Origin of the sequence: Luteimonas granuli (assembly GCF_007795095.1) — a bacterium.
GTDB classification, from domain to species: domain Bacteria; phylum Pseudomonadota; class Gammaproteobacteria; order Xanthomonadales; family Xanthomonadaceae; genus Luteimonas; species Luteimonas granuli.
Genome location: NZ_CP042218.1, coordinates 1845052 through 1866117, shown reverse-complemented (window position 1 = coordinate 1866117; position 21066 = coordinate 1845052). Strand labels below are relative to the sequence as shown.

General features: G+C 69.7%; 20 protein-coding genes. 5 read left to right on the top strand and 15 right to left on the bottom strand.

Annotation, left to right across the window (positions count from 1 at the left end):
* Positions 1-12 precede the first annotated feature (12 nt).
* Genes FPZ22_RS08545 through FPZ22_RS08530 form a run of 4 tightly spaced genes read right to left on the bottom strand, consistent with a single transcriptional unit; the run spans position 13 to position 7199 of the window.
* Complete coding sequence (locus FPZ22_RS08545) at positions 13-1317, bottom strand: NAD(P)/FAD-dependent oxidoreductase (RefSeq protein ID WP_144892142.1); 1305 nt, start codon at positions 1315-1317, stop codon at positions 13-15.
* A gap of 10 nt (positions 1318-1327) precedes the next feature.
* Positions 1328-2797, bottom strand: coding sequence for an efflux transporter outer membrane subunit (locus tag FPZ22_RS08540; RefSeq protein ID WP_144892140.1), 1470 nt, complete (start codon positions 2795-2797; stop codon positions 1328-1330).
* Positions 2790-5960: an efflux RND transporter permease subunit gene (locus FPZ22_RS08535; protein ID WP_144892138.1), complete on the bottom strand. Its 3171-nt coding sequence runs from the start codon at positions 5958-5960 to the stop codon at positions 2790-2792. Before FPZ22_RS08535 ends, FPZ22_RS08540 begins: the two co-directional genes overlap by 8 nt.
* Before the next feature lie 6 nt (positions 5961-5966).
* Positions 5967-7199, bottom strand: a complete 1233-nt coding sequence (locus FPZ22_RS08530) for an efflux RND transporter periplasmic adaptor subunit (protein ID WP_144892136.1) — start codon at positions 7197-7199, stop codon at positions 5967-5969.
* 152 nt (positions 7200-7351) lie between these two features.
* Between FPZ22_RS08530 and FPZ22_RS08525 the strand changes: the two genes are divergently transcribed.
* A complete protein-coding gene (locus FPZ22_RS08525) occupies positions 7352-7993 on the top strand; it encodes a TetR family transcriptional regulator (RefSeq protein ID WP_144892134.1) in 642 nt (213 codons plus the stop codon).
* Positions 7994-8188: 195 nt separating this feature from the next.
* Here the strand turns inward: FPZ22_RS08525 and FPZ22_RS08520 are convergent, their stop codons facing one another.
* Entirely contained in the window at positions 8189-8455 is a 267-nt protein-coding gene (locus FPZ22_RS08520; protein ID WP_144892132.1) for a hypothetical protein, read from the bottom strand.
* Between the two features lie 138 nt (positions 8456-8593).
* Positions 8594-9190 (bottom strand): YceI family protein, encoded by a 597-nt coding sequence (locus tag FPZ22_RS08515; RefSeq protein ID WP_144892130.1) that lies wholly within the window; start codon positions 9188-9190, stop codon positions 8594-8596.
* 308 nt (positions 9191-9498) lie between these two features.
* On the opposite strand from FPZ22_RS08515, the gene FPZ22_RS08510 reads away from it, so the two are divergent.
* Genes FPZ22_RS08510 through FPZ22_RS08500 form a run of 3 tightly spaced genes read left to right on the top strand, consistent with a single transcriptional unit; the run spans position 9499 to position 11380 of the window.
* Positions 9499-10206, top strand: a complete 708-nt coding sequence (locus tag FPZ22_RS08510) for a pirin family protein (RefSeq protein ID WP_144892128.1) — start codon at positions 9499-9501, stop codon at positions 10204-10206.
* 27 nt (positions 10207-10233) lie between these two features.
* Positions 10234-10818 (top strand): cytochrome b, encoded by a 585-nt coding sequence (locus FPZ22_RS08505; RefSeq protein ID WP_144892126.1) that lies wholly within the window; start codon positions 10234-10236, stop codon positions 10816-10818.
* A 1-nt stretch (position 10819) separates the two neighbouring features.
* Positions 10820-11380 (top strand): YceI family protein, encoded by a 561-nt coding sequence (locus FPZ22_RS08500; protein WP_144892124.1) that lies wholly within the window; start codon positions 10820-10822, stop codon positions 11378-11380.
* 49 nt (positions 11381-11429) lie between these two features.
* Here FPZ22_RS08500 and FPZ22_RS08495 read toward each other — a convergent pair whose 3' ends face one another.
* The 5 genes from FPZ22_RS08495 to fabA form a co-directional block, all read right to left on the bottom strand.
* On the bottom strand, positions 11430-12326 hold the full coding sequence (locus FPZ22_RS08495; protein ID WP_425463040.1) for a pirin family protein: 897 nt from the start codon (positions 12324-12326) through the stop codon (positions 11430-11432).
* 7 nt (positions 12327-12333) lie between these two features.
* The gene (locus tag FPZ22_RS08490; RefSeq protein ID WP_144892122.1) at positions 12334-12906 is read right to left on the bottom strand and encodes an NADPH-dependent FMN reductase; all 573 of its coding nucleotides are present in this window, start codon (positions 12904-12906) and stop codon (positions 12334-12336) included.
* A 179-nt stretch (positions 12907-13085) separates the two neighbouring features.
* Positions 13086-14219, bottom strand: a complete 1134-nt coding sequence (locus tag FPZ22_RS08485; protein ID WP_144892120.1) for an alkene reductase — start codon at positions 14217-14219, stop codon at positions 13086-13088.
* A gap of 141 nt (positions 14220-14360) precedes the next feature.
* Positions 14361-15569 carry a beta-ketoacyl-ACP synthase I gene (gene fabB / locus FPZ22_RS08480; RefSeq protein WP_144892118.1) on the bottom strand — a complete coding sequence of 403 codons (1209 nt, stop codon included), beginning with the start codon at positions 15567-15569 and terminating at the stop codon, positions 14361-14363.
* Positions 15569-16084 (bottom strand): 3-hydroxyacyl-[acyl-carrier-protein] dehydratase FabA, encoded by a 516-nt coding sequence (gene fabA / locus FPZ22_RS08475; RefSeq protein WP_144892116.1) that lies wholly within the window; start codon positions 16082-16084, stop codon positions 15569-15571. Before fabA ends, fabB begins: the two co-directional genes overlap by 1 nt.
* Here fabA and FPZ22_RS13665 point away from each other — a divergent pair.
* Positions 16083-16247 carry a hypothetical protein gene (locus FPZ22_RS13665; protein WP_168198973.1) on the top strand — a complete coding sequence of 55 codons (165 nt, stop codon included), beginning with the start codon at positions 16083-16085 and terminating at the stop codon, positions 16245-16247. The genes fabA and FPZ22_RS13665 overlap by 2 nt on opposite strands.
* A gap of 469 nt (positions 16248-16716) precedes the next feature.
* On the opposite strand, the gene FPZ22_RS08470 is transcribed toward FPZ22_RS13665, so the two are convergent.
* From FPZ22_RS08470 to dtd, 4 genes are all read right to left on the bottom strand, one after another.
* Positions 16717-17094, bottom strand: coding sequence for a hypothetical protein (locus FPZ22_RS08470; protein WP_144892114.1), 378 nt, complete (start codon positions 17092-17094; stop codon positions 16717-16719).
* A gap of 98 nt (positions 17095-17192) precedes the next feature.
* A complete protein-coding gene (locus FPZ22_RS08465; RefSeq protein ID WP_144892112.1) occupies positions 17193-18581 on the bottom strand; it encodes an MBL fold metallo-hydrolase RNA specificity domain-containing protein in 1389 nt (462 codons plus the stop codon).
* A gap of 103 nt (positions 18582-18684) precedes the next feature.
* Positions 18685-20568, bottom strand: a complete 1884-nt coding sequence (gene rpoD / locus FPZ22_RS08460; protein ID WP_144892110.1) for an RNA polymerase sigma factor RpoD — start codon at positions 20566-20568, stop codon at positions 18685-18687.
* A 54-nt stretch (positions 20569-20622) separates the two neighbouring features.
* Positions 20623-21063 carry a D-aminoacyl-tRNA deacylase gene (dtd, locus tag FPZ22_RS08455; RefSeq protein WP_144892108.1) on the bottom strand — a complete coding sequence of 147 codons (441 nt, stop codon included), beginning with the start codon at positions 21061-21063 and terminating at the stop codon, positions 20623-20625.
* Between the last annotated feature and the right edge of the window lie 3 nt (positions 21064-21066).

The window sequence follows — 21066 nt, the reverse complement described above, 5'->3', positions numbered from 1 at the left end:
TCGCCCCCCCGATCAGTCGAGCCGGATCGGCGCGCGCAGGAGCGAGTTCAGGCGATCGACCAGCCACAGCATGCTGCCGCGCCAGAATCCGTGGATCCGGGCCTGGTGGCTGCGGTAGAGCATCACGTGGCTGAGCTGGGCCAGGCGGCCGCGGAAGGTGACGCCGGTGAACAGGCCGTACTGGCCGAGCGAGCCGAACGCGTCGTAATCGCCCAGCGACACCAGGGCACCGAGATCGCGATAGGAGAAATCCGGGACGGGGCGACCCTGCAGGACCTCGGGCAGGGAGCGGATCAGGTACTGCGCCTGCTGGTGCGCGACCTGGGCCGTCGGCGGCAGCGGCCGCTCGGCGCCGGCCGGGACGAGGCTGGCGCAGTCGCCGAGCGCGTAGATGGCGGGGTCGCGGGTGGTCTGCAGGCTGGGCCGGACCACCAGCTGGTTGTTGCGGGTGGCTTCCAGCCCGTCGAGCCCGGCCAGCAGTTCCGGACCCTTCACCCCCGCCGCCCAGACCTTCAGCGATGCGGGCAGCTGGCTGCCGTCGGCCAGCACGAAGCCGTCGGCGGTGGCGGCGCGCACCTGGGTCCCTACCAGGACCCGGATCCCGATCGCCTCCAGGCGCTCGCGCGTGGCGCTGGAGATGTCTTCCGGGAACGCCGCCAGCACGCGCGGGCCGGCCTCGACCAGGGTGATGGTGATCCGCGAGGCCAGGTCTGGCACGCCATAGGCGGAGGCGGATTCGACCAGCTGCACCAGCTCGGCCGCCAGCTCCACGCCGGTGGCGCCGCCGCCGACGATGGCGATCGACAAAGGCGCCTCCTGCCCCAGCGCCTGCAGCAGGCGCATGCGGATCTCCTGGTTGAACGTGTCGGCCTGCCGGCGGGAGTCGATGTAGAAGCAGTGTTCGGCCACCCCGGGCGTGCCGAAGTCGTTCGCCCGGCTGCCGATGGCCAGCACCAGCAGGTCGTAGCCGAGCCTGCGCGGCGGCAGCAGCAGGCGTCCGTCGGGCGCGTGCTGGGCGGCGATCAGGATTTCCCGCGCGTCCCGGTCCAGCCCGCACAGCTCGCCGGGCTGGTAGGTGAAGCCGGCATCGCGCGCCTGCGCGAGGTAGGCGGTCTGCTGCTGGGAAATGTCGCGGGTGCCGGCCGCGATGGTGTGCAGCATCGGCTTCCAGACATGGGCGGAATCACGGTCGACCAGGGTGATCGACGGCCGGTCGGCGCGCCGGCGCCAGCGGCGGCCGAGCGTGCTGGCGACTTCCAGTCCGCCAACGCCGCCCCCGACGATCACGATCCGCTGCTGCCCTCCGGACGTCGCCATGCGCATGTCCTCAAGGTGTGGCCTGGCCTCCCGACAGGTCGGCGCCGGTCGCCGCAAGGTCCGCGCCCGCATGCGGCCAGCCGCCACCGAGTACACGGTACAGGCTGACCCGGTTGGCCTGCTCGGCCAGTCGCGTGGCGACCAGGGCCTGCTGCGCAGAGTACAGCGTCCGCTGCGCATCCAGTTGCACCAGGTGGCTGTCGACACCCCCTTCGTAGCGGGCGGTCGCCAGCGACTCCGCGCGGGCGGCCGCATCGACCAGCTCCTGCCGCGCTGCCACCTGCGCCGCCAGCGACGCCGACAGCACCAGCGCATCGGCGACCTCGCGGAAGCCCGACTGGATCGCCTGCTCGTATTGCGCCAGCGCGATGTCGCGGTCCGCGGTCGCCGTTCCCAGCGCGGCCTTCAGGCGGCCGCCCTGGAAGATGGGGAGGTTGATGCGCGGGACGAAGCTCCACACCTTCGTTCCGCTCTCGAACAGGCCCGAGAACTCGTCGCTCATCGAGCCCACGCTGCCGGTCAGCGTGATCGAAGGGAAGAACGCCGCGCGGGCCGCGCCGATATTGGCGTTGGCGGCGAGCAGGCGGTGCTCGGCGGCCATCACGTCCGGACGCCGCAGCAGCACGTCGGCATCCAGCCCGGCGGGCACCGCCGCGAGGCCGGTGACCGGACCGACGCGGGCGTCGGGCAGCAGCGCGGCATCGACGCGCGCGCCGACCAGCAGCTCCAGCGCGTTGCGGTCCTGACGGACCTGGGCGGCCAGGCGCTCGACGTCGGCCTGCGCGCCCGCCACCTGCACCCGCACCTGCTCGATCTCGAGCGCGGAGGCCGCGCCCAGCTCCTGTCGCCGGGTGGTCAGGTCGAGGGTCTCACGATAGGTCTCCAGCGCCGCCTGCGACAGCCGCAGCTGCTCCTGGTCGGCGGCCAGGGCCAGCCACACGCTGGCGACCTCGGCCACCAGCGACAGCTGTGCCGAACGCTGCGCCTCTTCAGTCGCCAGGTATTGCTGGAGCGCCGACTCGCCCAGGTTGCGCACGCGCCCGAACAGGTCGAGTTCGAACGCGGCCAGGCCGACGCCGGCGGTGTGCTGCTCGCTCACCGGGACGTCGCCGCCCACGCGCTCCATCGAGGCCTCGGCACCGATCGAGGGCAACCGGTCGGCGCGCCGGATGCGGTACTGCGCCCGCGCGCGCTCGACGTTGAGGATCGCCACCCGCAGGTCGCGGTTGTTGTCCAGCGCCAGCGCGACCACGCCCTCCAGCCGCGGATCGGCGAGGAAGTCGCGCCAGCCGACATCGGCAACCGCCACCGTCGGCGTCCTGCCATCCGTCGTGGCTTCGGCCTCGGCGGTGGTCGCCGGCAGCGGCCACTCGGCGGGAATCCCCGCCTGCGCCTGTGGCGCGGCGGGCACCAGGGTGGCGCAGCCGCTGGCGGCAAGAGCCGCGGCCAGTGCCAGCGCGAGGTTCGCGTGCTTACCCATGGCCGATCTCCCTCGCGGCCGCGGCCTGCCCGCCCGCGCCGGCCTTTGCCTTGCCGCCGAACAGCTTCTGGATGACCACGAAGAACAGCGGGATGAAGAACACGCCCAGGCCGGTGCCCACGAGCATGCCGCCGACCACGCCGGTACCGATCGCCTGCTGCGCGCCGGAACCGGCGCCGGTGGCGATCGCCAGCGGCAGCACGCCCAGGCCGAAGGCCAGCGAGGTCATGATGATCGGACGCAGGCGGTCGCGGACGGCCTGCATGGTCGCAGCGACCAGTTCCATGCCCTGCTCCACGTTGGCCTTGGCGAACTCCACGATCAGGATCGCGTTCTTGCTGGTCAGGCCGACCGTGGTCAGCATGGCCACCTGGAAGTACACGTCGCGCTCCATGCCACGGAAGGTGTTGGCCAGCACCGTGCCGAGGATGCCCAGCGGGGCGACCAGCAGCACCGCGGTCGGCACCGTCCAGCTTTCGTACAGCGCGGCCAGGCAGAGGAACACGATCAGCAGCGACAGCGCGTACAGCAGCGGCGTCTGGGCGCCCGACTCGCGTTCCTGGAACGATACCGCCGTCCATTCGATACCGAAGCCCTCCGGCAGCTGCGCCGCCAGGCGTTCGATCTCGTCCATGGCATCGCCCGAGGCCACCCCCGGCGCGGCCTCGCCCTGGATCTCCGCGGCGGGCACGCCGTTGTAGCGCTCCAGGCGCGGCGAACCCCAGTCCCAGCGCGAACTGCCGAAGGCGCTGAAGGGCACCATCTCGCCGACGTTGTTCTTCACCGACCACAGGTTGAAGTCCTCCGGGGTCATGCGGAACGGTGCGTCGGCCTGAACGTAGACGCGCTTGACCCGGCCGCGGTCGATGAAGTCGTCGATGTACTGGCCGCCCCAGGCCGCCGCGAGGGTCGCGTTGATCGCATCCTGGGTGAGGCCGAGCGCGCCGGCCTTGGCCACGTCCACGTCGATGCGCAGCTGCGGCGTGTCTTCCTGGCCATTGGGACGGACGTTGGCCAGCAGGGGACTTTCGGCCGCCATGCCCAGCATCTGGTTGCGCGCGGCGATCAGGGCATCGTGACCCTGGCCGCCGTTGTCCTTCAGGTAGAAGGCATAGCCGCTGGCCACGCCCAGCTCCGGCATCGCCGGCGGCGCGAACACGAAGATGAAGGCGTCCTTGACCTGGCTCAGCGCGGCCATGCCGCGGCCGGCCACGGCGCTGGCGCCGAGTCCGGGATCCGTGCGCTCGCCCCAGTCCTTGAGCTTGACGAAGGCCATGCCGGTGTTCTGGCCCATGCCCGCGAAGCTGAAGCCCTGCACCGAGAACACCGACTCGACGGCGTCGGGCTCGTTCTCGAGGAAGTGCTTCTCCAGGCGCTCGATCGATTCCACGGTGCGCGCCTGGGTCGCGCCGACCGGCGTCTGGATCATCGCCATCAGCACGCCCTGGTCCTCGTCGGGCAGGAAGGCGGTGGGCAGGCGCACGAACATCAGGCCCATCACCACCACCAGCACGCCGAACACCGCCATGCCCTTCCACGGCCGCTCCAGCACGCCGCCGACCACGCCGCGGTAGCGGTGGCTGGTGGCGTCGAAGCCGCGGTTGAAGCGGCGGAAGAAGCGGGCGAAGAGGCCGTTGCCGGAGTCGTGCTGCCCGCCCTTCTCCAGAGGCTTCAGCATGGTCGCGCACAGCGCCGGCGTCAGCACGATCGCGACGATCACCGACAGCACCATCGCCGACACGATCGTGGCCGAAAACTGGCGGTAGATCACGCCGGTCGAGCCGGACATGAAGGCCATCGGCACGAATACCGCCGACAGCACCACGCCGATGCCCACCAGGGCGCCGGTGATCTGGTCCATCGACTTGCGCGTGGCCTCGAGCGGCGACAGCCCCTCCTCGCTCATGATGCGCTCGACGTTCTCGACCACGACGATGGCGTCGTCGACGAGCAGGCCGATCGCCAGCACCATCGCGAACATCGTCAGCATGTTCACCGAGAAGCCGAGCGCGGCGAGCACGGCGAAGGTGCCCAGCAGCACCACCGGCACCGCGATCGTCGGGATGATCGTGGCGCGGAAGTTCTGCAGGAACAGGTACATCACCAGGAACACCAGCGCGATGGCCTCGAGCAGGGTCACCACCACGCCCTTGATCGACACCTTCACGAACGGCGTGGTGTCGAAGGGCAGAACCGCCTTCAGGCCCGGCGGGAAGTAGGGACGGAGGTCGTCCATCGCCGCCTGCACGCCGGCGGCGGTGTCGAGCGCGTTGGCACCGGTGGACATCGAGATCGCCACGCCGGTGGCCGGCTGGCCGTTGTAGCGCGACTTGAACTCGTAGGTCTCGGTGCCCATTTCCACGCGCGCGACGTCGCCCAGGCGCAGCACCGAGCCGTCGGGCTCGCTGCGCACGATGATGTCGCGGAACTGCTCCGGGGTCTGCAGCCGGTCCTGGGCGTTGATGGTGGCGTTGATCTGCTGGCCGTCGATGGCCGGCGCGCCGCCGAGCACGCCCACGGCGATCTGCGCGTTCTGGGCGCGGATCGCAGTGGTGATCTCGGCGGTCGACAGCTTGTAGGCGTGCAGCTTGTTCGGGTCCAGCCAGATGCGCATGGCGTACTTGCCGCCGAACACCTGGATGTTGCCGACGCCGGGCACGCGGCTGAGCGGATCGACGATGTTGGCGCTGACGTAGTCGGCGATGTCGATCTCGTCCATCGAGCCGTCCTCGGACACGAAGCCGACGACCTGCAGGAAGCTGGTCATCGACTTGGCGACGTTGACGCCCTGCCGCTGCACTTCCTGCGGCAGCAGCGGCATCGCCAGCTGCAGCTTGTTCTGCACCTGCACCTGCGCGATGTCGGGATCGGTCCCGCTCTCGAAGGTCAGGGTGATGGTCGCGAAGCCGTTCGACGACGACTGCGCCGAGAAGTACATCAGGCCGTCGAGGCCCTTCATGTTCTGCTCGATGACCTGGGTCACCGAATCCTCGAGCACCTGCGCCGATGCGCCCGGATACATGGTGCGGATCTCGACCGCGGGTGGAGCCACGGTGGGATACATGGACACCGGCAGGCTGGTGATCGACAGCGCGCCCGCCAGCATGATGATGATCGCGATGACCCACGCGAAGATGGGCCGGTCGATGAAGAAGCGTGCCATGCGTGCTTACTCCTGACCGGCCGGGATGGCGGCGTCGGTCGCGTCGCCCGCATCGGCTGCATCGGCGGTGGCGGTCGCCGGTGCCACGGCGGCGGGCGCGCCCGCGGCGCGGACTTCCTCCGTCACCTCCACCGCGGCGCCGGGTCCGATCTTCTGCAGGCCTTCGATCACCACGCGGTCGCCCGCGGCCAGGCCGGACTCGACCAGCCACTGGTCGCCGATGGTCCGGCTGACCACCACCGGCCGCTGTTCGACCACGCCTTCGGCATTGACCACCATCGCCGTGGTGTTGCCCTTGGGGTCGCGGGCGATGCCGCGTTGCGGCACCAGCACCGCGTCCTTGCGCACGCCCGCGCCGAGCATGGCGCGCACGTACATGCCGGGCATCAGCACATGGTCGGGATTGGGCACTTCGACGCGCAGGGTGTAGCTGCCGGTGCGCGGATCGACCGCGACCTCGGAGAACTTCAGGGCGCCGGGATGCTGGAATTCGCTGCCGTCCTCCATGAGGATCGTGACCGCCATGGCCTCTTCCCCACGCTCGAGCCGGCCTTCGGCCAGCGAGCGGCGGAGCTCCAGCAGTTCGGCGCTGGACTGGGTGAGGTCGACATGGATCGGATCGAGCTGCTGCACGGTGGCCAGCGCCTGGGGCTGGTTGGCGGTCACCAGGGCGCCCTGGGTGACGCTGGAGCGACCGATGCGGCCGTTGATCGGTGACGTGATGCGCGCGTAGCCCAGGGTGACGTTGGCGGCGTCCAGCGCCGCTCGGGCGGCGCCGACGTCGGCCTCGGCCTGGCCCAGCGCCGCCACGGCGTTGTCATGGTCCTGCTTGCTGACGGCGCTCACTTCCACCAGCTCGCCGGTGCGGCGTGCGGTGAGCCGTGCGGCGACGAGGGTGGCCTCCGCGCGCTTCAGCTGGGCGCGCGCGCTGTTGGCGGCCGCGCGATAGCTGGCGTCGTCGATCTGGTACAGGGGCTGGCCGGCCTCGACGATGTCGCCCTCGGTGAACAGCCGCTTGGCGACCAGGCCATTGACCTGGGGTCGGACCTCGGCCACCAGCCAGGCACTGGTCCGGCCCGGCAGCTCGCGGCGGAGGGTGACCGGCCCGGATTCGAGGACGGCGACGGTCACCGCCGGCTTCGGCGGCTCCGCATCCTGTCCGCCACCGCCACAGGCGGCGAGGGCGAGCGTGAGTGCGGCAAGCACGGGAAGGGCGCGGCGACGGACATTCGAGGTCATGGGGGTGGCCTTGGTCGGTAGCTGGAAAAGGAACACGCCCAGGGCCGGCTTGAGCGTTCGGCGCTGGGCGTGCATCGTTGGTTGCGCAATATACATACATGGATGTATGTTAGTCAACGCCGATCCGGCGATGGCTTAGGTGTGCATTTGAAATGGCTCGACGAACCAGGGAAGAGGCCCTCGACACCCGCGAGGCCATCCTCGACGCAGCCCAGGACTGCTTCATGGACCACGGCTTCTCACGCACCGGCCTGGAGGCGATCGCCGCCCGCGCCGGGGTGACGCGCGGCGCGGTCTACTGGCACTTCAAGAACAAGGACGAGGTCCTGGAAGCGGTGATCAACCGTGTCAGCGTGCCTTTCTTCCACGGCCTGGAGCGGGTGTCGCGGCCCGATGGCAACACGCCGCTGCGCGACCTGCGCGCACTGCTGCGGCAGTCCTTCATCGACCTGAGCGAGCAGCCACGGGTGCGCAACGCACTGGAAGTGATCGAGCTGCGCTGCGAAGTGCCCGCCGAGGGCGACGCCATCACCGCGATCCGCAAGTCGGGCATGCACCAGACCCAGTCGAGGATCTCGGCGGCCTTCGCGCGCGCCGCGGCACTGGGCCAGCTGCGCGACGGCATTTCCCCCGAGACCTGCGCGCGCACCCTCCACTTCGTCATCTCCGGCGCGCTGCGCATGCACCTGCTGGATCCTGCGCGCATCGATCTGCGGCGCGACGGGCTCGCCGCCGTCGACCTGGCGCTGCGCGCCGTGGCGCGCGATCCCTCTCGGTTCGACGACCTGGACTGAGCCGCGAAAAAAAGTTCTTCTCCCAACTCCGGGGCGATGGTGTCGCGTCCCTGGGTTGCTCCGCTGTGACTCCGCGCTGCCCGTCCCGCGTGCAGGGGGTGTGCTCCCCCGGCAGTCTCCGCGTCCTGCTACCACTGCCGGCCGCCGGCCATCCATGGCCGGCTGTCCGCACACCCCCTGCACGCGGGACGGGCTCTAGCGTTCTCGGGCTTCGGAACGGAAATCACGAGCAGAAGCAAGAGCGGTCACGCGCTCGTCGCGCCGCTCCTGCATGACGACCGAACCGCCTTCGGCATCGACCTCGACATCGACTTGTCTCGACGTCGCGTCGCCGTCGCCGTTGCTGTTGCCCTTGCTCTCCTCCAGACCGCGACCAGAGATCGGGCCCGCCGCGGAGGCAGGGGGGATGCCCAGAGCCGGCCATGGATGGCCGGCGGCCGGATTCGGTAGCAGGACGCGCACGCTTCCGGCTGGGCATCCCCCCTGCCTCCGCGGCGGGCGGCGCGAACCTCGACGGAGCGTCTCTCACTTGGGAGATGAACCAAAAAAAGGCCGCCGCATCCAGGGGATGGCGGCGGCCGCGTGTCCGCGAGCCGGGACTTACTCGCCGGCCTTCTGCACCGAGGCTTCGGTGGTGATGCGCAACTGCACTTCGTCGCTGACGTTCGGGGCGTACATGCCCAGGCCGAAGTCGGTGCGCTTGATCGTGGCCACCGCATCGAAGCCGGCGGCCGGCTGGTTGGTCATCGGGTTGGTGCCGACCTTGTTGATCGTGGCGTCGAGCACCACCGGCTTCGTGATGTCCTTGATGGTCAGGTCGCCCGTGATCTTCAGCTTGCCCTCGCCTGCCGGCTCCACGGCCGTGCTCTTGAAGGTGGCCCGCGGGAACTTCTCCGCGTCGAAGAAGTCGGCGCTGCGCAGATGCTCGTCGAACTTGGCGACGTGCGAGTCCAGGCCCGCCAGCGGCATCACCACCTCGACGCTGGAAGCCGCGACGTTGTCGGGGTCATAGGTGATGGTGCCCTCGACCTGGCCGAAATGCGCGATCGGGTTGGAGAAGCCGAAGTGGTTCCACTGCGCGACCACGTCGGTGTGCGTCGGGTCCATGGTGTAGGTGAGCGGCGCGGCCAGTGCGGAGGCGGAGGCGGCGAGCAGGGTGGCGGCCAGGACGCCGCGGGACAGTCGGTTGATGTTCATGGGAAACGCTCCGGAATGCTGTGGATGGTGGTGGCTGTACGGGCCGGCAGGGCGGAAGGTGCGGGCGCCGGGTGCACAGCATATCGTTCTGTTTTTGTCTTTTACCAGTTACTCATGGAACAAATAGGGACTTTAATGGAACAAACGCCATCCCCTTCAGCCGTGGCACCATTTCTACGGGCCGGGCGAAATTCACCACAGAAATGAAACAATGATGTCACTTGAAGCATGTTTATCGCTAACGCCAGCACAATCAGAATGACTTCAACGCGGCCCTGCCGCTCCGCCAGCCCCGGGAGTCCCCGACCATGATCACCCTGCGTCCCGCCACCGAACGCGGCCATGCCAATCACGGCTGGCTGGATTCCTGGCACAGCTTCTCCTTCGCCGATTACCACGATCCCCGCCATGTGCACTGGGGACCGCTGCGGGTCATCAACGAGGATCGCGTCCAGGCCGGCCAGGGCTTCGGCACCCACAGCCACCGCGACATGGAGATCATCAGCTACGTGCTCGACGGCAGCCTGGCGCACAAGGACTCGATGGGCAACGCTGCCAGCATCGTCCCGGGCGAAGTGCAGCGCATGAGCGCCGGCACCGGCGTGACCCACTCCGAGTACAACCACGAAGCCGACCGCACGACGCATTTCCTGCAGATCTGGATCATCCCGGACCGCCAGGGCATCCGGCCCGGCTATGAACAGAAGGCCTATCCCGAGGCCGACAAGCGCGGATGCCTGCGCCTGGTCGCCAGCCCCGACGGCGGCGACGGCTCGGTGCGCATCCACCAGGACGCGCGCATGTACGCCGGCCTGTTCGACGCCGGCGAGGACGCGGCGCTGGACATCGCGCCTGGCCGCCTGGCCTATGTGCACATGGCGCGCGGCAGGGCGGTGGTCAACGGCCACGCCCTGTCCGCCGGCGACGCCCTGCTGTACGCCGACGAGCCGCGGGTGGAGATCGAGCGTGGCGACGGCGCCGAGATCCTCGTGTTCGATCTTCCGCGCCTGCAGTAGCCACGCTTTCGAAACGGAGCCGACACCATGCAACTTCGAAATTCCGACCGCCGCTGGGGCGCCGTCAGCATGCTGCTGCACTGGGCGATCCTGGGCCTGATCGCCTGGCTGGCCTGGCTCGGGCTGACCATGGTCGACATGCCGCCCACTCCGGCCAAGATCAACGCCTATGCGCTGCACAAATCGCTGGGCCTGACGCTGCTGGCGCTGGTCGCGCTTCGCCTGGCGTGGCGCCTGTTCGCGGGCGCGCCGAAGCCGGTGCCGGGCACCCCGACCTGGCAGGAGCGCATCGCGTCGGCCACGCACTGGGCGCTGTACGCCCTGATGTTCGCGATCCCGATCAGCGGCTGGGTGTTCAACTCGGCTTCGGGCTACCCGCTGCAGTGGTTCAAGCAGTTCAACCTGCCGGCGATCGCCGGCCGCAGCGAAGACCTGGCCGCGACCGCCGTCCAGGTGCACGAGTACGGCTTCTGGCTGCTGCTCCTGCTGGTGCTGGCGCATGCCGGCGCCGCCCTCTACCACCACCTCTTCCAGGGCGATGACACCCTGCGCCGCATGCTGCCCGCGCTGCGGCGCGCCGACGCGCCCACCGACCCCGCACCGGAGCACTGACATGTCCATCCGCAACCATTTCCTTCCGCTGGCGCTGGCCGGCGCACTCGCCGCCGCCCCCGCCGCCGCCGCCGCCGACTACGTCCAGTCCTCGGGCGCACTGAGCTTCGCCAGCGAATACCAGGGCGAGACCTTCGTCGGCCTGTTCCCCGACTTCAGGACCACGCTCAGCTTCGATCCCGCGGCGCCGCAGGACGCGAAGCTGGAGGTGAGCATTCCGCTGGCCACCGCGGACACGAAGAACGGCGACCGGGACAGCACGCTGGAGACGGCCGACTTCTTCAACGTCGCGAAGTTCGCCACCGCGCGCTACACCGCCGCGGGCTTCCGCAGCCTGGGCGACAACCGCTACGTCGCCGATGGCACGCTCGAGCTGCGGGGCGTGAAGAAGACGGTCCCGCTGACCATCACCTGGACCCCGGGCGACCGTCCGGTGCTGTCGGGCAAGGCCACGGTGAAGCGCCTGGACTTCGGCGTCGGCGCGGGCGACTGGAGCGACGTCTCGATCATCCCGGACGAGGTCGCGGTGTCGACGAAAGTGACCTTCGCCCCCGCCCGCTGACCGTCTTCCGATCCCGCGGGAGCGGCGACAGCCGCTTCCTCGGCCGGCATCAGGACATCGGCTCCGGCTCCACCAGGCGCCCGAGCCTCGGCGGCAGCGGAATGAACTCGTGGTCGTCGAGGTCCGGCAGCTTCATCCGCCCCGCCGCCCAGTCGGCGCGGGCCTGCTCGATGCGCTCCTTCGACGAGGACACGAAGTTCCAGTCGATGTAGCGCGGCCCGACGGGCTCGCCCCCCAGGGCCATGACCACGGCATCGTCGAGCGCGGCCACGGTCGCCGCCTTCCCGGCCGCAAGCACCGCCATGCTGCCGGGCTCCACGCGCTGGCCATCCACTTCGACCGCGCCGCTGACGACATAGACCGCGCGCTCGCTGTACTCCGCCGGCAACGATGCGCGCGAACCGGCGTGGAGCTGCCAATGGACGTAGAACTGCGGCGAGTCCACCTTCACCGGCGATTCCACGCCCGCCAGCCGTCCCGCGATCAGGCGGCCGACGAGGCCATCGCCCTCGAACACCGGCAACGCGCCGCTCGCGTAGTGCCAGAAGCCCGGATCCGTTTCCTCGCGCCCGTCGGGCAGGGCCACCCAGGCCTGGATGCCATCCAGCGGGCCGCCGTGTGCACGCAGTTCCTCGAAGCGTTCGGAATGGGTGATGCCGCGGCCGGCGGTCATCCAGTTGACCTCGCCCGGCCGGATCGACTGTTCGGAGCCGACGCTGTCGCGGTGCATGATCTCGCCTTCGAACAGATAGGTGATCGTGGACAGGCCGATGTGCGGATGCGGGCGGACGTCGGCCTCGCGCGGAAAGCCCGGCGCGAGGTCCTTCGGGCCCATGCGGTCGAAGAAGATGTAGGGGCCGACCATGCGGCGCTGCGCGAACGGCAGCACGCGACCGACTTCGAACGCACCCAGGTCACGGCTGCGCTGCCGGATGACGAGCTCGATCATGGCGTCAGGCGCCGCGCGGCAGCACGGTCAGCACCCGGGCGACAAACTGGTGGAACTCCTCCAGGTAGTCGGCCAGGAACTTGGCGGTGCCCGGATCGGCGATCCCGCCGGCGTCGTCGAGCATTCCGTCCTTGAACTGGATGTAGGCCTCAGGCGAGTTCATCTGCGGCGAATTGAGGAAGCCCAGGATGCTGCGCAGGTGCTGCTGGCCCACGGCGGTGCCGATCGCGCCGGGCGAGGTGCCGATCACGCCCGAAGGGATGTGGGCGAAGGAGTTCTTGCCCCAGGGACGGCTGGCCCAGTCGATGGCGTTCTTGAGCGCGCCGGGGATGGAGCGGTTGTACTCCGGGGTCACGATCAGGATGGCGTCCGAGGACTCGATCGCCTTCTTGAAGTCGCGTCCGGCCTGTGGATAGTCGCTGTCGTAGTCGTAGCTGTAGGCCGGCAGGTCGGCGAAGGAAATCTCCCTGAACTTCAGCTGCTCCGGCGCGAGCCTGATCAGTGCGTGCGCGAGCTTGCGGTTGATCGAGTCCTTGGCAAGGCTTCCGATCAGGTAGCCAACGTTGTAGGTCTTCATCGTCGATCTCCAGCTTCGGGGGACGGCATCGGGGAGGACGCCGGTGGCGTGACCGGGCACACCGGGAGGAGCACGGTCGGCTGGAGCCGATGGTATGCCCGGCTGGATTTCCCGGGCGTCACGGAACGGGCACGCTTTCCGGGACGCGTCCTTCCCCGTCCGTCCCGGCCCCGACGTCCTCAGGCCGGCTCGGCCTCGGATTCCGCTCCGGCGGCGGCCCGGTATGCCGGATAGTCGGTATAGCCGGCCGCGCTGCCGCCATAGAACGTGGCGCCGTCCCCCTCGGCGAGCGGCCAGTCGTTGCGCAGCCGCTCCACCAGGTCGGGGTTGGCGATGAACGGCCGGCCGAAGGCGACCAGGTCGGCGACGCCCGCTGCCACGTCGGCCGCGGCGCCTTCGCGGGTGTAGTTGCCCGCCAGGATCAGGGTGGTGCCGCCGCCGCAGGTTTCGCGGAAGGTCGCGAGGAAGCCTTCGCCCGCGGCGCGCACGATCGCTTCGCGGTTGCTGAGGTGCACGTAGGCGAGCTCGCGCGCGGCCAGCTCGCGGGCCAGCGTCAGCCAGGTCCCGGCCTCGCCATCGAACGCGGGCATGTCGAAGACCCGGTTGAACGGCGACAGGCGGATGCCGACGCGATGGCTGCCGATCGCGGCCGCGACGGCATCCACGGTCTCGAGCACGAAGCGCAGGCGATTGCCCACGTCATCGCCCCCGTATGCGTCGTCGCGGATATTGAGCCCGCCGTTGATGAACTGCTCGAACAGATAGCCGTTGGCGCCGTGGATCTCGATGCCGTCGAAGCCCGCCTCGATCGCATTGCGCGCCGCCGCGACGAAGTCGGCGGTGATCCCCGGAAGCTCGTTCGCGGCCAGCGCGCGCGGCGTGCTCACGGGCATCTGTCCCGGCGTGCCGTCCTCGCGGTAGCCGAAGGCGTGCACTCCTTCGGCCGCCTTCGCCACGGGGCCCACGGGCGCACGGCCGCCGGGCTGCAGCGAGACATGGGACAGCCGGCCCACGTGCCAGATCTGTGCGAACAGCGCGCCGCCTTCGGCATGCACGGCGGCGGTGACCGCCTTCCAGCCCGCGGTCTGGGCCTTCGAATGCAGGCCCGGAGTGAACAGGTAGCCGCGCGCCTGCTCGGAGACCTGGGCACCCTCGGTGACGATCAGCCCGGCGCCGGCACGCTGCGCGTAGTAGGTGGCGGTGAGCGCGTCGGGCACGGTGGTGATGGCGCGCGAACGCGTCATCGGGGCCATGACGATGCGGTTGCGCAGCTCCAGGCCGCGCAGGTCGTAGCGGTCGAACAGGGAATTCATGCGCAGTGTTCCGAGGTTCCGGTGACGTATGCAGTCAATCTACGTCGCCGGCACGGCGCCCGGGGATGCAGGCATGGAACGATGGGTCCCGGACACCCTGTGCCGCGGCGCCGCGCAGGGCGCCGGGCACCTTTCCATGCCTCAGACGCGCGCGAACACCAGGCTGGCGTTGGTGCCGCCGAATCCGAAGCTGTTCGACATCACCGTGTCGAGCTTCGCCTCGCGGCTTTCGCGGACGATGGAGTAGCCCTCGGCGCGCGGATCGAGCTGGTCGATGTGCGCCGAGCCCGCGATGAATCCGTCGCGCATCATCAGCAGGCTGTAGATCGCCTCGTGCACGCTGGCCGCACCGAGCGAGTGGCCGGTCAGGGCCTTGGTCGAGGACAGCGGGGGCATCGCATCGCCGAAGACGGTGCGTACCGCCTCGAGCTCGACGATGTCGCCCAGCGGCGTCGAGGTGCCGTGGGTGTTGAGGTAGTCGACCGGCGCCTGCACCGCGGCCAGGGAGTTCTTCATGCAGCGCACCGCGCCCTCGCCGCTGGGCGCGACCATGTCGGCGCCGTCGGAGGTCACGCCGTAGCCGACCAGTTCGGCGTGGATGGTCGCGCCGCGGGCCTTCGCGTGGTCGTAGTCCTCCAGCACCAGGATGCCGCCGCCGCCGGCGATGACGAAGCCGTCGCGAGCGGCATCGTAGGGACGCGAGGCCACCGCCGGCCTGTCGTTGAAGCCCGAGGACAGCGCACCCATGGCGTCGAACATGCTGGTCATCGCCCAGTGCTCCTCCTCGCCGCCGCCGGCGAAGACCACGTCCTGCGCGCCGTGCCGGATCAGGTCCGCGGCCGCGCCGATGCAGTGCGCCGAGGTGGCGCAGGCCGCCGAGATCGAATAGCTCAGGCCGAGGATGCCGAAGGCCGTGGCCAGCGTGGCCGAGACCGTCGAGCACATCGTGCGCGGCACCATGTACGGGCCGACCTTGCGCACGCCCTTCTCGCGCAGCAGATCGGCGGTGGCGACCTGCCACTCGGCCGAACCGCCGCCGGAGCCGGCGATCACGCCCACGCGCGGGTCGCTGACCCGATCCGCCGACAGGCCCGCGTGCGCGATCGCATCGCGCATCGCGACCCATGCGTAGGCGGCCGCGTCGCCCATGAAGCGCTTGCGCTTGCGGTCGATCTCGGCGTCGAGGTCGATCGCGGGCACGCCGGCGACCTGGCTGCGAAGGCCCAGCTTCGCGTACTCCGGCACCGCGGTGATCCCGCTGCGCCCCTCGCGCAGCGCGCGCGAGACCTCATCAAGCGTGTTGCCTAGGCAGGAAACGATGCCCATGCCCGTCACGACGACCCGGCGCATCACGTGTTCTCCAGATCCTTGAACAGACCCACGCGCATGCTGCTGACGACGTAGATCTCGTTGCCGTCGACGAAGGTGCGGCCGTCGGCGATCACCAGCGGCACCTTGCCGCGCATGACCCGGCGGATGTCGATCTCGTAGCTCACGAGCCTGGCCGACGGCAGCACCTGGCCCGAGAACTTGAGCTCACCGCAGCCCAGGGCGCGGCCGCGGCCCGGCTCGCCCAGCCACGGCAGGTAGAAGCCGGCGAGCTGGAACATCGCGTCCAGGCCCAGGCAGCCCGGCATCACCGGATCGCTGAGGAAGTGGCAGTCGAAGAACCACATGTCCGGGGTGATGTCGAGCTCGGCCCGGATCACGCCCTTGCCGTAGGCGCCGCCCTCGCTGGCGATGTGGGTGATGCGGTCCATCATCAGCATCGGCGGGGCCGGCAGGCGGGCATTGCCCTCGCCGAACATTTCGCCGCGGCCGCAGGCCAGCAGTTGCTCGCGGTCGAGGGAGGAAGGACGCGTCATGGGACTCCTGATCGGTGCGGCGCAGATGCCGGAAAAGAACGATATTGTGCACCACGCGCGCGCGGCCGGGCATTGGCACCAGTCAGCGGCCGCGCCGGTCCATCACGGGAAAACGCATACGCATGCGATCCGTATGCGCATGCGTGCGCGTATGGTGCGTTGACTTGGTGGGCCCACCAGGATTCGAACCTGGAACCAAGGGATTCGCGTGGTCCACGGGTTTCCCCGCGGCGCGGACTATCTCTTCACCCTCCGCCGCGGCGGGTGGGGTGCGGGACGCTCGAGCCTGTCATCAAGGGCACTGCAGCCCCCAGGTAGTCTCTGCACCTTCCGGCGGTGTACCGCCGGCTTGGCTCAGGGTTGCCACCGTCCGCGCCTGGGCGCGCCGCTGAGGTTTCCCTGAATTCATCCCGTTCCCGTCCGCGCATTCCTGCGCGGCGGCACCTTCTCGATGAGTCCCCTGCTCTGACCGTTGAGCTATAGGCCCGTGCGCGGATGCTAGCAAAGCGCACGCACGGATTCCGCCGGCCGGCGAAAGAATCGCGCGACCGTGGCCAGACGACGAGTTGCCGGCCACGGCCACGCGACCCGGTCCCATGGCGGTCGCCGCCACGGGATCGGGAGGGAACGGCTCACATGCCGTCGGTGTTGTTCTTGGCATCCGCGGCAGCGCTGGCCTCCTCGGCGGCGTCCTGGGCCTGCTCGGCGGAATCGGCCGCCTTTTCCGCGGCGTCGGAAAGATCCTCGCGGCGGGTCATGTCGTCGCTGCCGTCCACCTGCCCCGCGATGTAGGCGGAGGCATCGGCCGCGGCGTCGGCGGCGTCGGCCGCCGCGCGGGCCGAGTCGGCGGCCGCCATGTCTCCGGTGGCCTGCGCGTTCTGGGCGGCCTCGCGGGCCTCCGTGGCCGACTCCGCGGCGTCCTGGGCGGACTGGTTGGCCTGGTCGGCATTGGTGCACGCGGCCAGCGCGGTGGCGAAGCCAAGGGCGATGAGGGTCTTTGCGGTATTCATGATGTCTCCTGTGGGGGCGCTCGATGCGCCGTGGCCGCACCATGCCCCGCCCGCCTGTGCGCGCGGCGCGAAAAGCGGCGCCCCGCGCCGATCGTCATTCAGAGTGCGATCAGTTCGCCGGCCCGCGGCAGCGTCGGCTGGACGCCCCAGGCGGCGGACAGGCGCCGCGCCAGTCCTTCGCGCCCCCGCGCCTCGCCGTGGACCAGCGCCACCGCCGGACGGCCTTCGATGGCGCCGTACCACGCCGCCAGTTCGTCCTGTCCGGCATGCGCGGAGAGGCCGCCGATGGTGTGGATGCCGGCGGCCACGCGGATCTCCTCGCCGTGGATGGTGACCCGCTCCGCGCCATCCACCAGCCGGCGGCCGAGCGTGCCCTCGCCCTGGTAGCCGACGATCATGACCCGGCACTCGCGCCGCCAGAGGTTGTGGCGGAAGTGGTGGAGGATGCGCCCCCCGGTACACATGCCGCTGCCGGCGATGACCAGGGCGCCGCGGCGCACGCTGTTGATCCGCATGGATTCTTCGGTGGACGCGGTCTCGCGCAGGTTGGGCAGCCGTTCGCGCAGGCCCCGGCCGGCGAACAGCGGCCGGGCCTCCTCGCGGACCAGGTGGTCGTGGCGCAGATGCACCGTATTGGCCTGGATCGCCATCGGGCTGTCCACGAACAGCAGCCAGCGGTCGAGCCGCCACTCGTCGTAGTGCTGTGCGAACAGGGTCAGCAGTTCCTGGGTCCGGCCGATCGAGAACGCGGGGATGAAGAGGTTGCCCCCGGCCTCCCAGGCGCTTTCCAGTACCCCGGCGATCTCCTCGTGGGTCGCGGCGCGGGCCCGGTGGTTGCGATCGCCGTAGGTGCTCTCGAGCAGCACCAGGTCGGCGCGGTCGGGCGGGCGCGGCGGCGGCAGCATGCAGCTGTCGTCCTGGCCGATGTCGCCGCTGAAGGCGACGCGGCGCCGGCGGCCGTCCTCCTCCAGGTCGAGCACGATGCTGGCGGCCCCGAGGATATGGCCGGCGGGAACCAGGGTGGCGCGGACGCCGGGCAGGATGTCGGCGGGGACATCGAAGTCGAGCGGCCGGAACAGGCGCAGCGCGGCCTCGACGTCGTCCGCGGTGAACAGCGGTTTGACCAGGCCCTTGCCCTGGCGCAGCCGCCGGCGGTTCTCGCGCTCCGCGTCGCTTTCCTGCAGGTGCGCGGCGTCGCGGAGCAGAACGCGCGCGAGATCGATGGTGGCCGGGGTGGCATGCACCGGCCCGCGGAAACCGCGCCGCGCCAGCAGGGGCAGGCGCCCGCTGTGGTCGAGGTGGGCATGGCTCAGGACGACGGCGTCGAGCGCGGCCGCGTCGAAGGGGAAGGGGTCACGGTTGTGCGCCTCTTCTTCCCGGCCCCCCTGGAACATGCCGCAGTCCAGGAGGAGTCGACGGTCGCCGACGCGGACCAGGTGGCAGGAGCCGGTGACGCCGCCCGCAGCGCCCAGGAAGGTGATATCCATCGCCGAACGCTAGCGCGCGCGGCGGCGCGGTGTCGAGCTGGCGGCGGAAAAAGGAAAGGCGCACCCGGGTGCGCCTTTCCTTCGTCCACGCGACCGCGGCGGATCACTCGATGTCGAGGAAGCTCCGCAGCTGCTCCGAACGGCTCGGATGGCGCAGCTTGCGCAGTGCCTTGGCCTCGATCTGGCGGATGCGCTCGCGGGTGACGTCGAACTGCTTCCCGACCTCTTCCAGCGTGTGGTCGGTGTTCATGTCGATGCCGAAGCGCATGCGCAGCACCTTCGCCTCCCGCGGGGTCAGGCCGGCGAGCACGTCGCGGACCGTTTCCGACAGGTTGGTGTCGGTGGTGGCGTCGACCGGGGACATCACGTTGGTGTCCTCGATGAAGTCGCCCAGGTGGGAGTCCTCGTCGTCGCCGATCGGGGTCTCCATCGAGATCGGCTCCTTGGCGATCTTCATCACCTTGCGGATCTTGTCCTCCGGCATGTCCATTTCCTTGGCCAGCTCCTCCGGCGTGGCCTCGCGGCCGAACTGCTGGAGCATCTGGCGGGAAATGCGGTTGAGCTTGTTGATCGTCTCGATCATGTGCACCGGGATGCGGATGGTGCGCGCCTGGTCGGCGATCGAGCGGGTGATCGCCTGGCGGATCCACCAGGTGGCGTAGGTCGAGAACTTGAAGCCGCGACGATGCTCGAACTTGTCGACGGCCTTCATCAGGCCGATGTTGCCCTCCTGGATCAGGTCCAGGAACTGCAGGCCGCGGTTGGTGTACTTCTTGGCGATGGAGATCACCAGGCGCAGGTTGGCCTCGACCATCTCCTTCTTGGCCTTGCGCGCCTTGGCCTCGCCGTAGGCCATGGCGCGGTTGATCTCGCGCAGGTCGGCCAGGGTCACCATCATCGCCTTCTCGATCGCCAGCGTGGCTTCCTGCTCGGCGATGATCTGGTCCTTGACCTCGCGCAGACCGCTGGCCCACTTCTGCTTGCGCTTGAGCAGCTCGTCCACCCACTCGAGGTTGGTCTGGTTGCCTTCCCAGGCACGGATGAAGTCCTTGCGGGGCATCTTGGCCACGCGCGTGCACAGGTCGAGGATCCGGCGCTCGTGGTCCTTGATCTCGCCGACCGCGTCGCGCAGCTTCTTGACCAGGACGTCCATGAGCGGCAGCGGCAGCTTCAGGCTGGTGAAGACCGCGGCCATTTCCTCGCGCAGCTTGAGCGCCGGCTTCGCGGACGGGCCGCCCTTGGCGACGGCTTTCTGGAAGCGGGCGTAGGCGGCGGCCATCTCCTCCATGCGGCGAGCGACCTCGGCCGGATCCGGGCCGGTGGGCGCGGGCTCGTCGGCGGTGGTGTCGTCCTCTTCCTCTTCCTCCTCGGCCTCGTCGTCATCCTTCGAGGTGTCCTTCGCGGCGTCCTTGGCGCTGGGCTCGGGCTCGGCGGCGGCCGGCTCCGGCTCGTCGTCCAGGCCGTCGGTGAAGCCGACCACGATCTCGGCCAGGCGCTTCTTGCCGGCCTTGTGCAGCTCGTAGTCCTCGAGCAGCAGCTCGACCGACCACGGGAAGCTGGCCAGCGCGGCCAGCATCTGGTTCAGCCCTTCCTCGATGCGCTTGGCGATGGCGATCTCGCCCTCGCGGGTCAGCAGCTCGACCGTGCCCATCTCGCGCATGTACATGCGCACCGGGTCGGTGGTGCGGCCGCCCTCGCCGTCGAGCGCGGTCAGGGTGGCGGCGGCCTCTTCGGCCGCGGTGTCGTCGACGTCGCGGCCACCGTCGGATTCGCCGGCCAACAGCAGGGTCTCGGCATCCGGGGTGGTTTCATGCACCTGGATGCCCATGCTGTTGATCATGCCGATGATGTCCTCGATCTGCTCCGGATCGACCAGGTCGTCGGGCAGGTGGTCGTTGACCTCGGCATACGTGAGGTAGCCCTGCTCGAGCCCCTTGGAAATCAGGAGCTTGATGTCGGACTGGGGGGCAGGACGCTCGTTCGCCATGTGGCGCGCACCATGGAAAAAGTGAACCAGTAATTATACCACCCGCGCGTCGGCTCAGGACCGCAGCAGGAAGGTGACCGGGCCGTCGTTGACCAGGTCTATCGTCATATGGGACCCGAAGCGGCCAGTTTCCACCCCCGGCGCGTGGAGTCGCCGGCATTCCTCGACCAGGGCGCTGAACGTGCGTTCAGCCTCGGCCGGCGGGGCGGCGGTGCTGAAGCCCGGCCGCAGCCCCGAGCGCGTGTCGGCGGCCAGGGTGAACTGGCTCACCAGCAACAGACCGCCCCCGGTGTCCGCCAGCGAACGGTTCATGCGCCCCGCCTCGTCGGCGAACACGCGGTAGGCGAGCAGCCGCGGCGCCATCTTCGCGATTTCCGCGTCGCCGTCCCCGGGCTCGATCCCGGCCAGGACCAGCAGCCCGGGCCCGATGGCGCCGACGGTTTCGCCGGCCACCTCCACGCGGGCCCGGGTCACGCGCTGCAGCAGCAGGAGCATCGA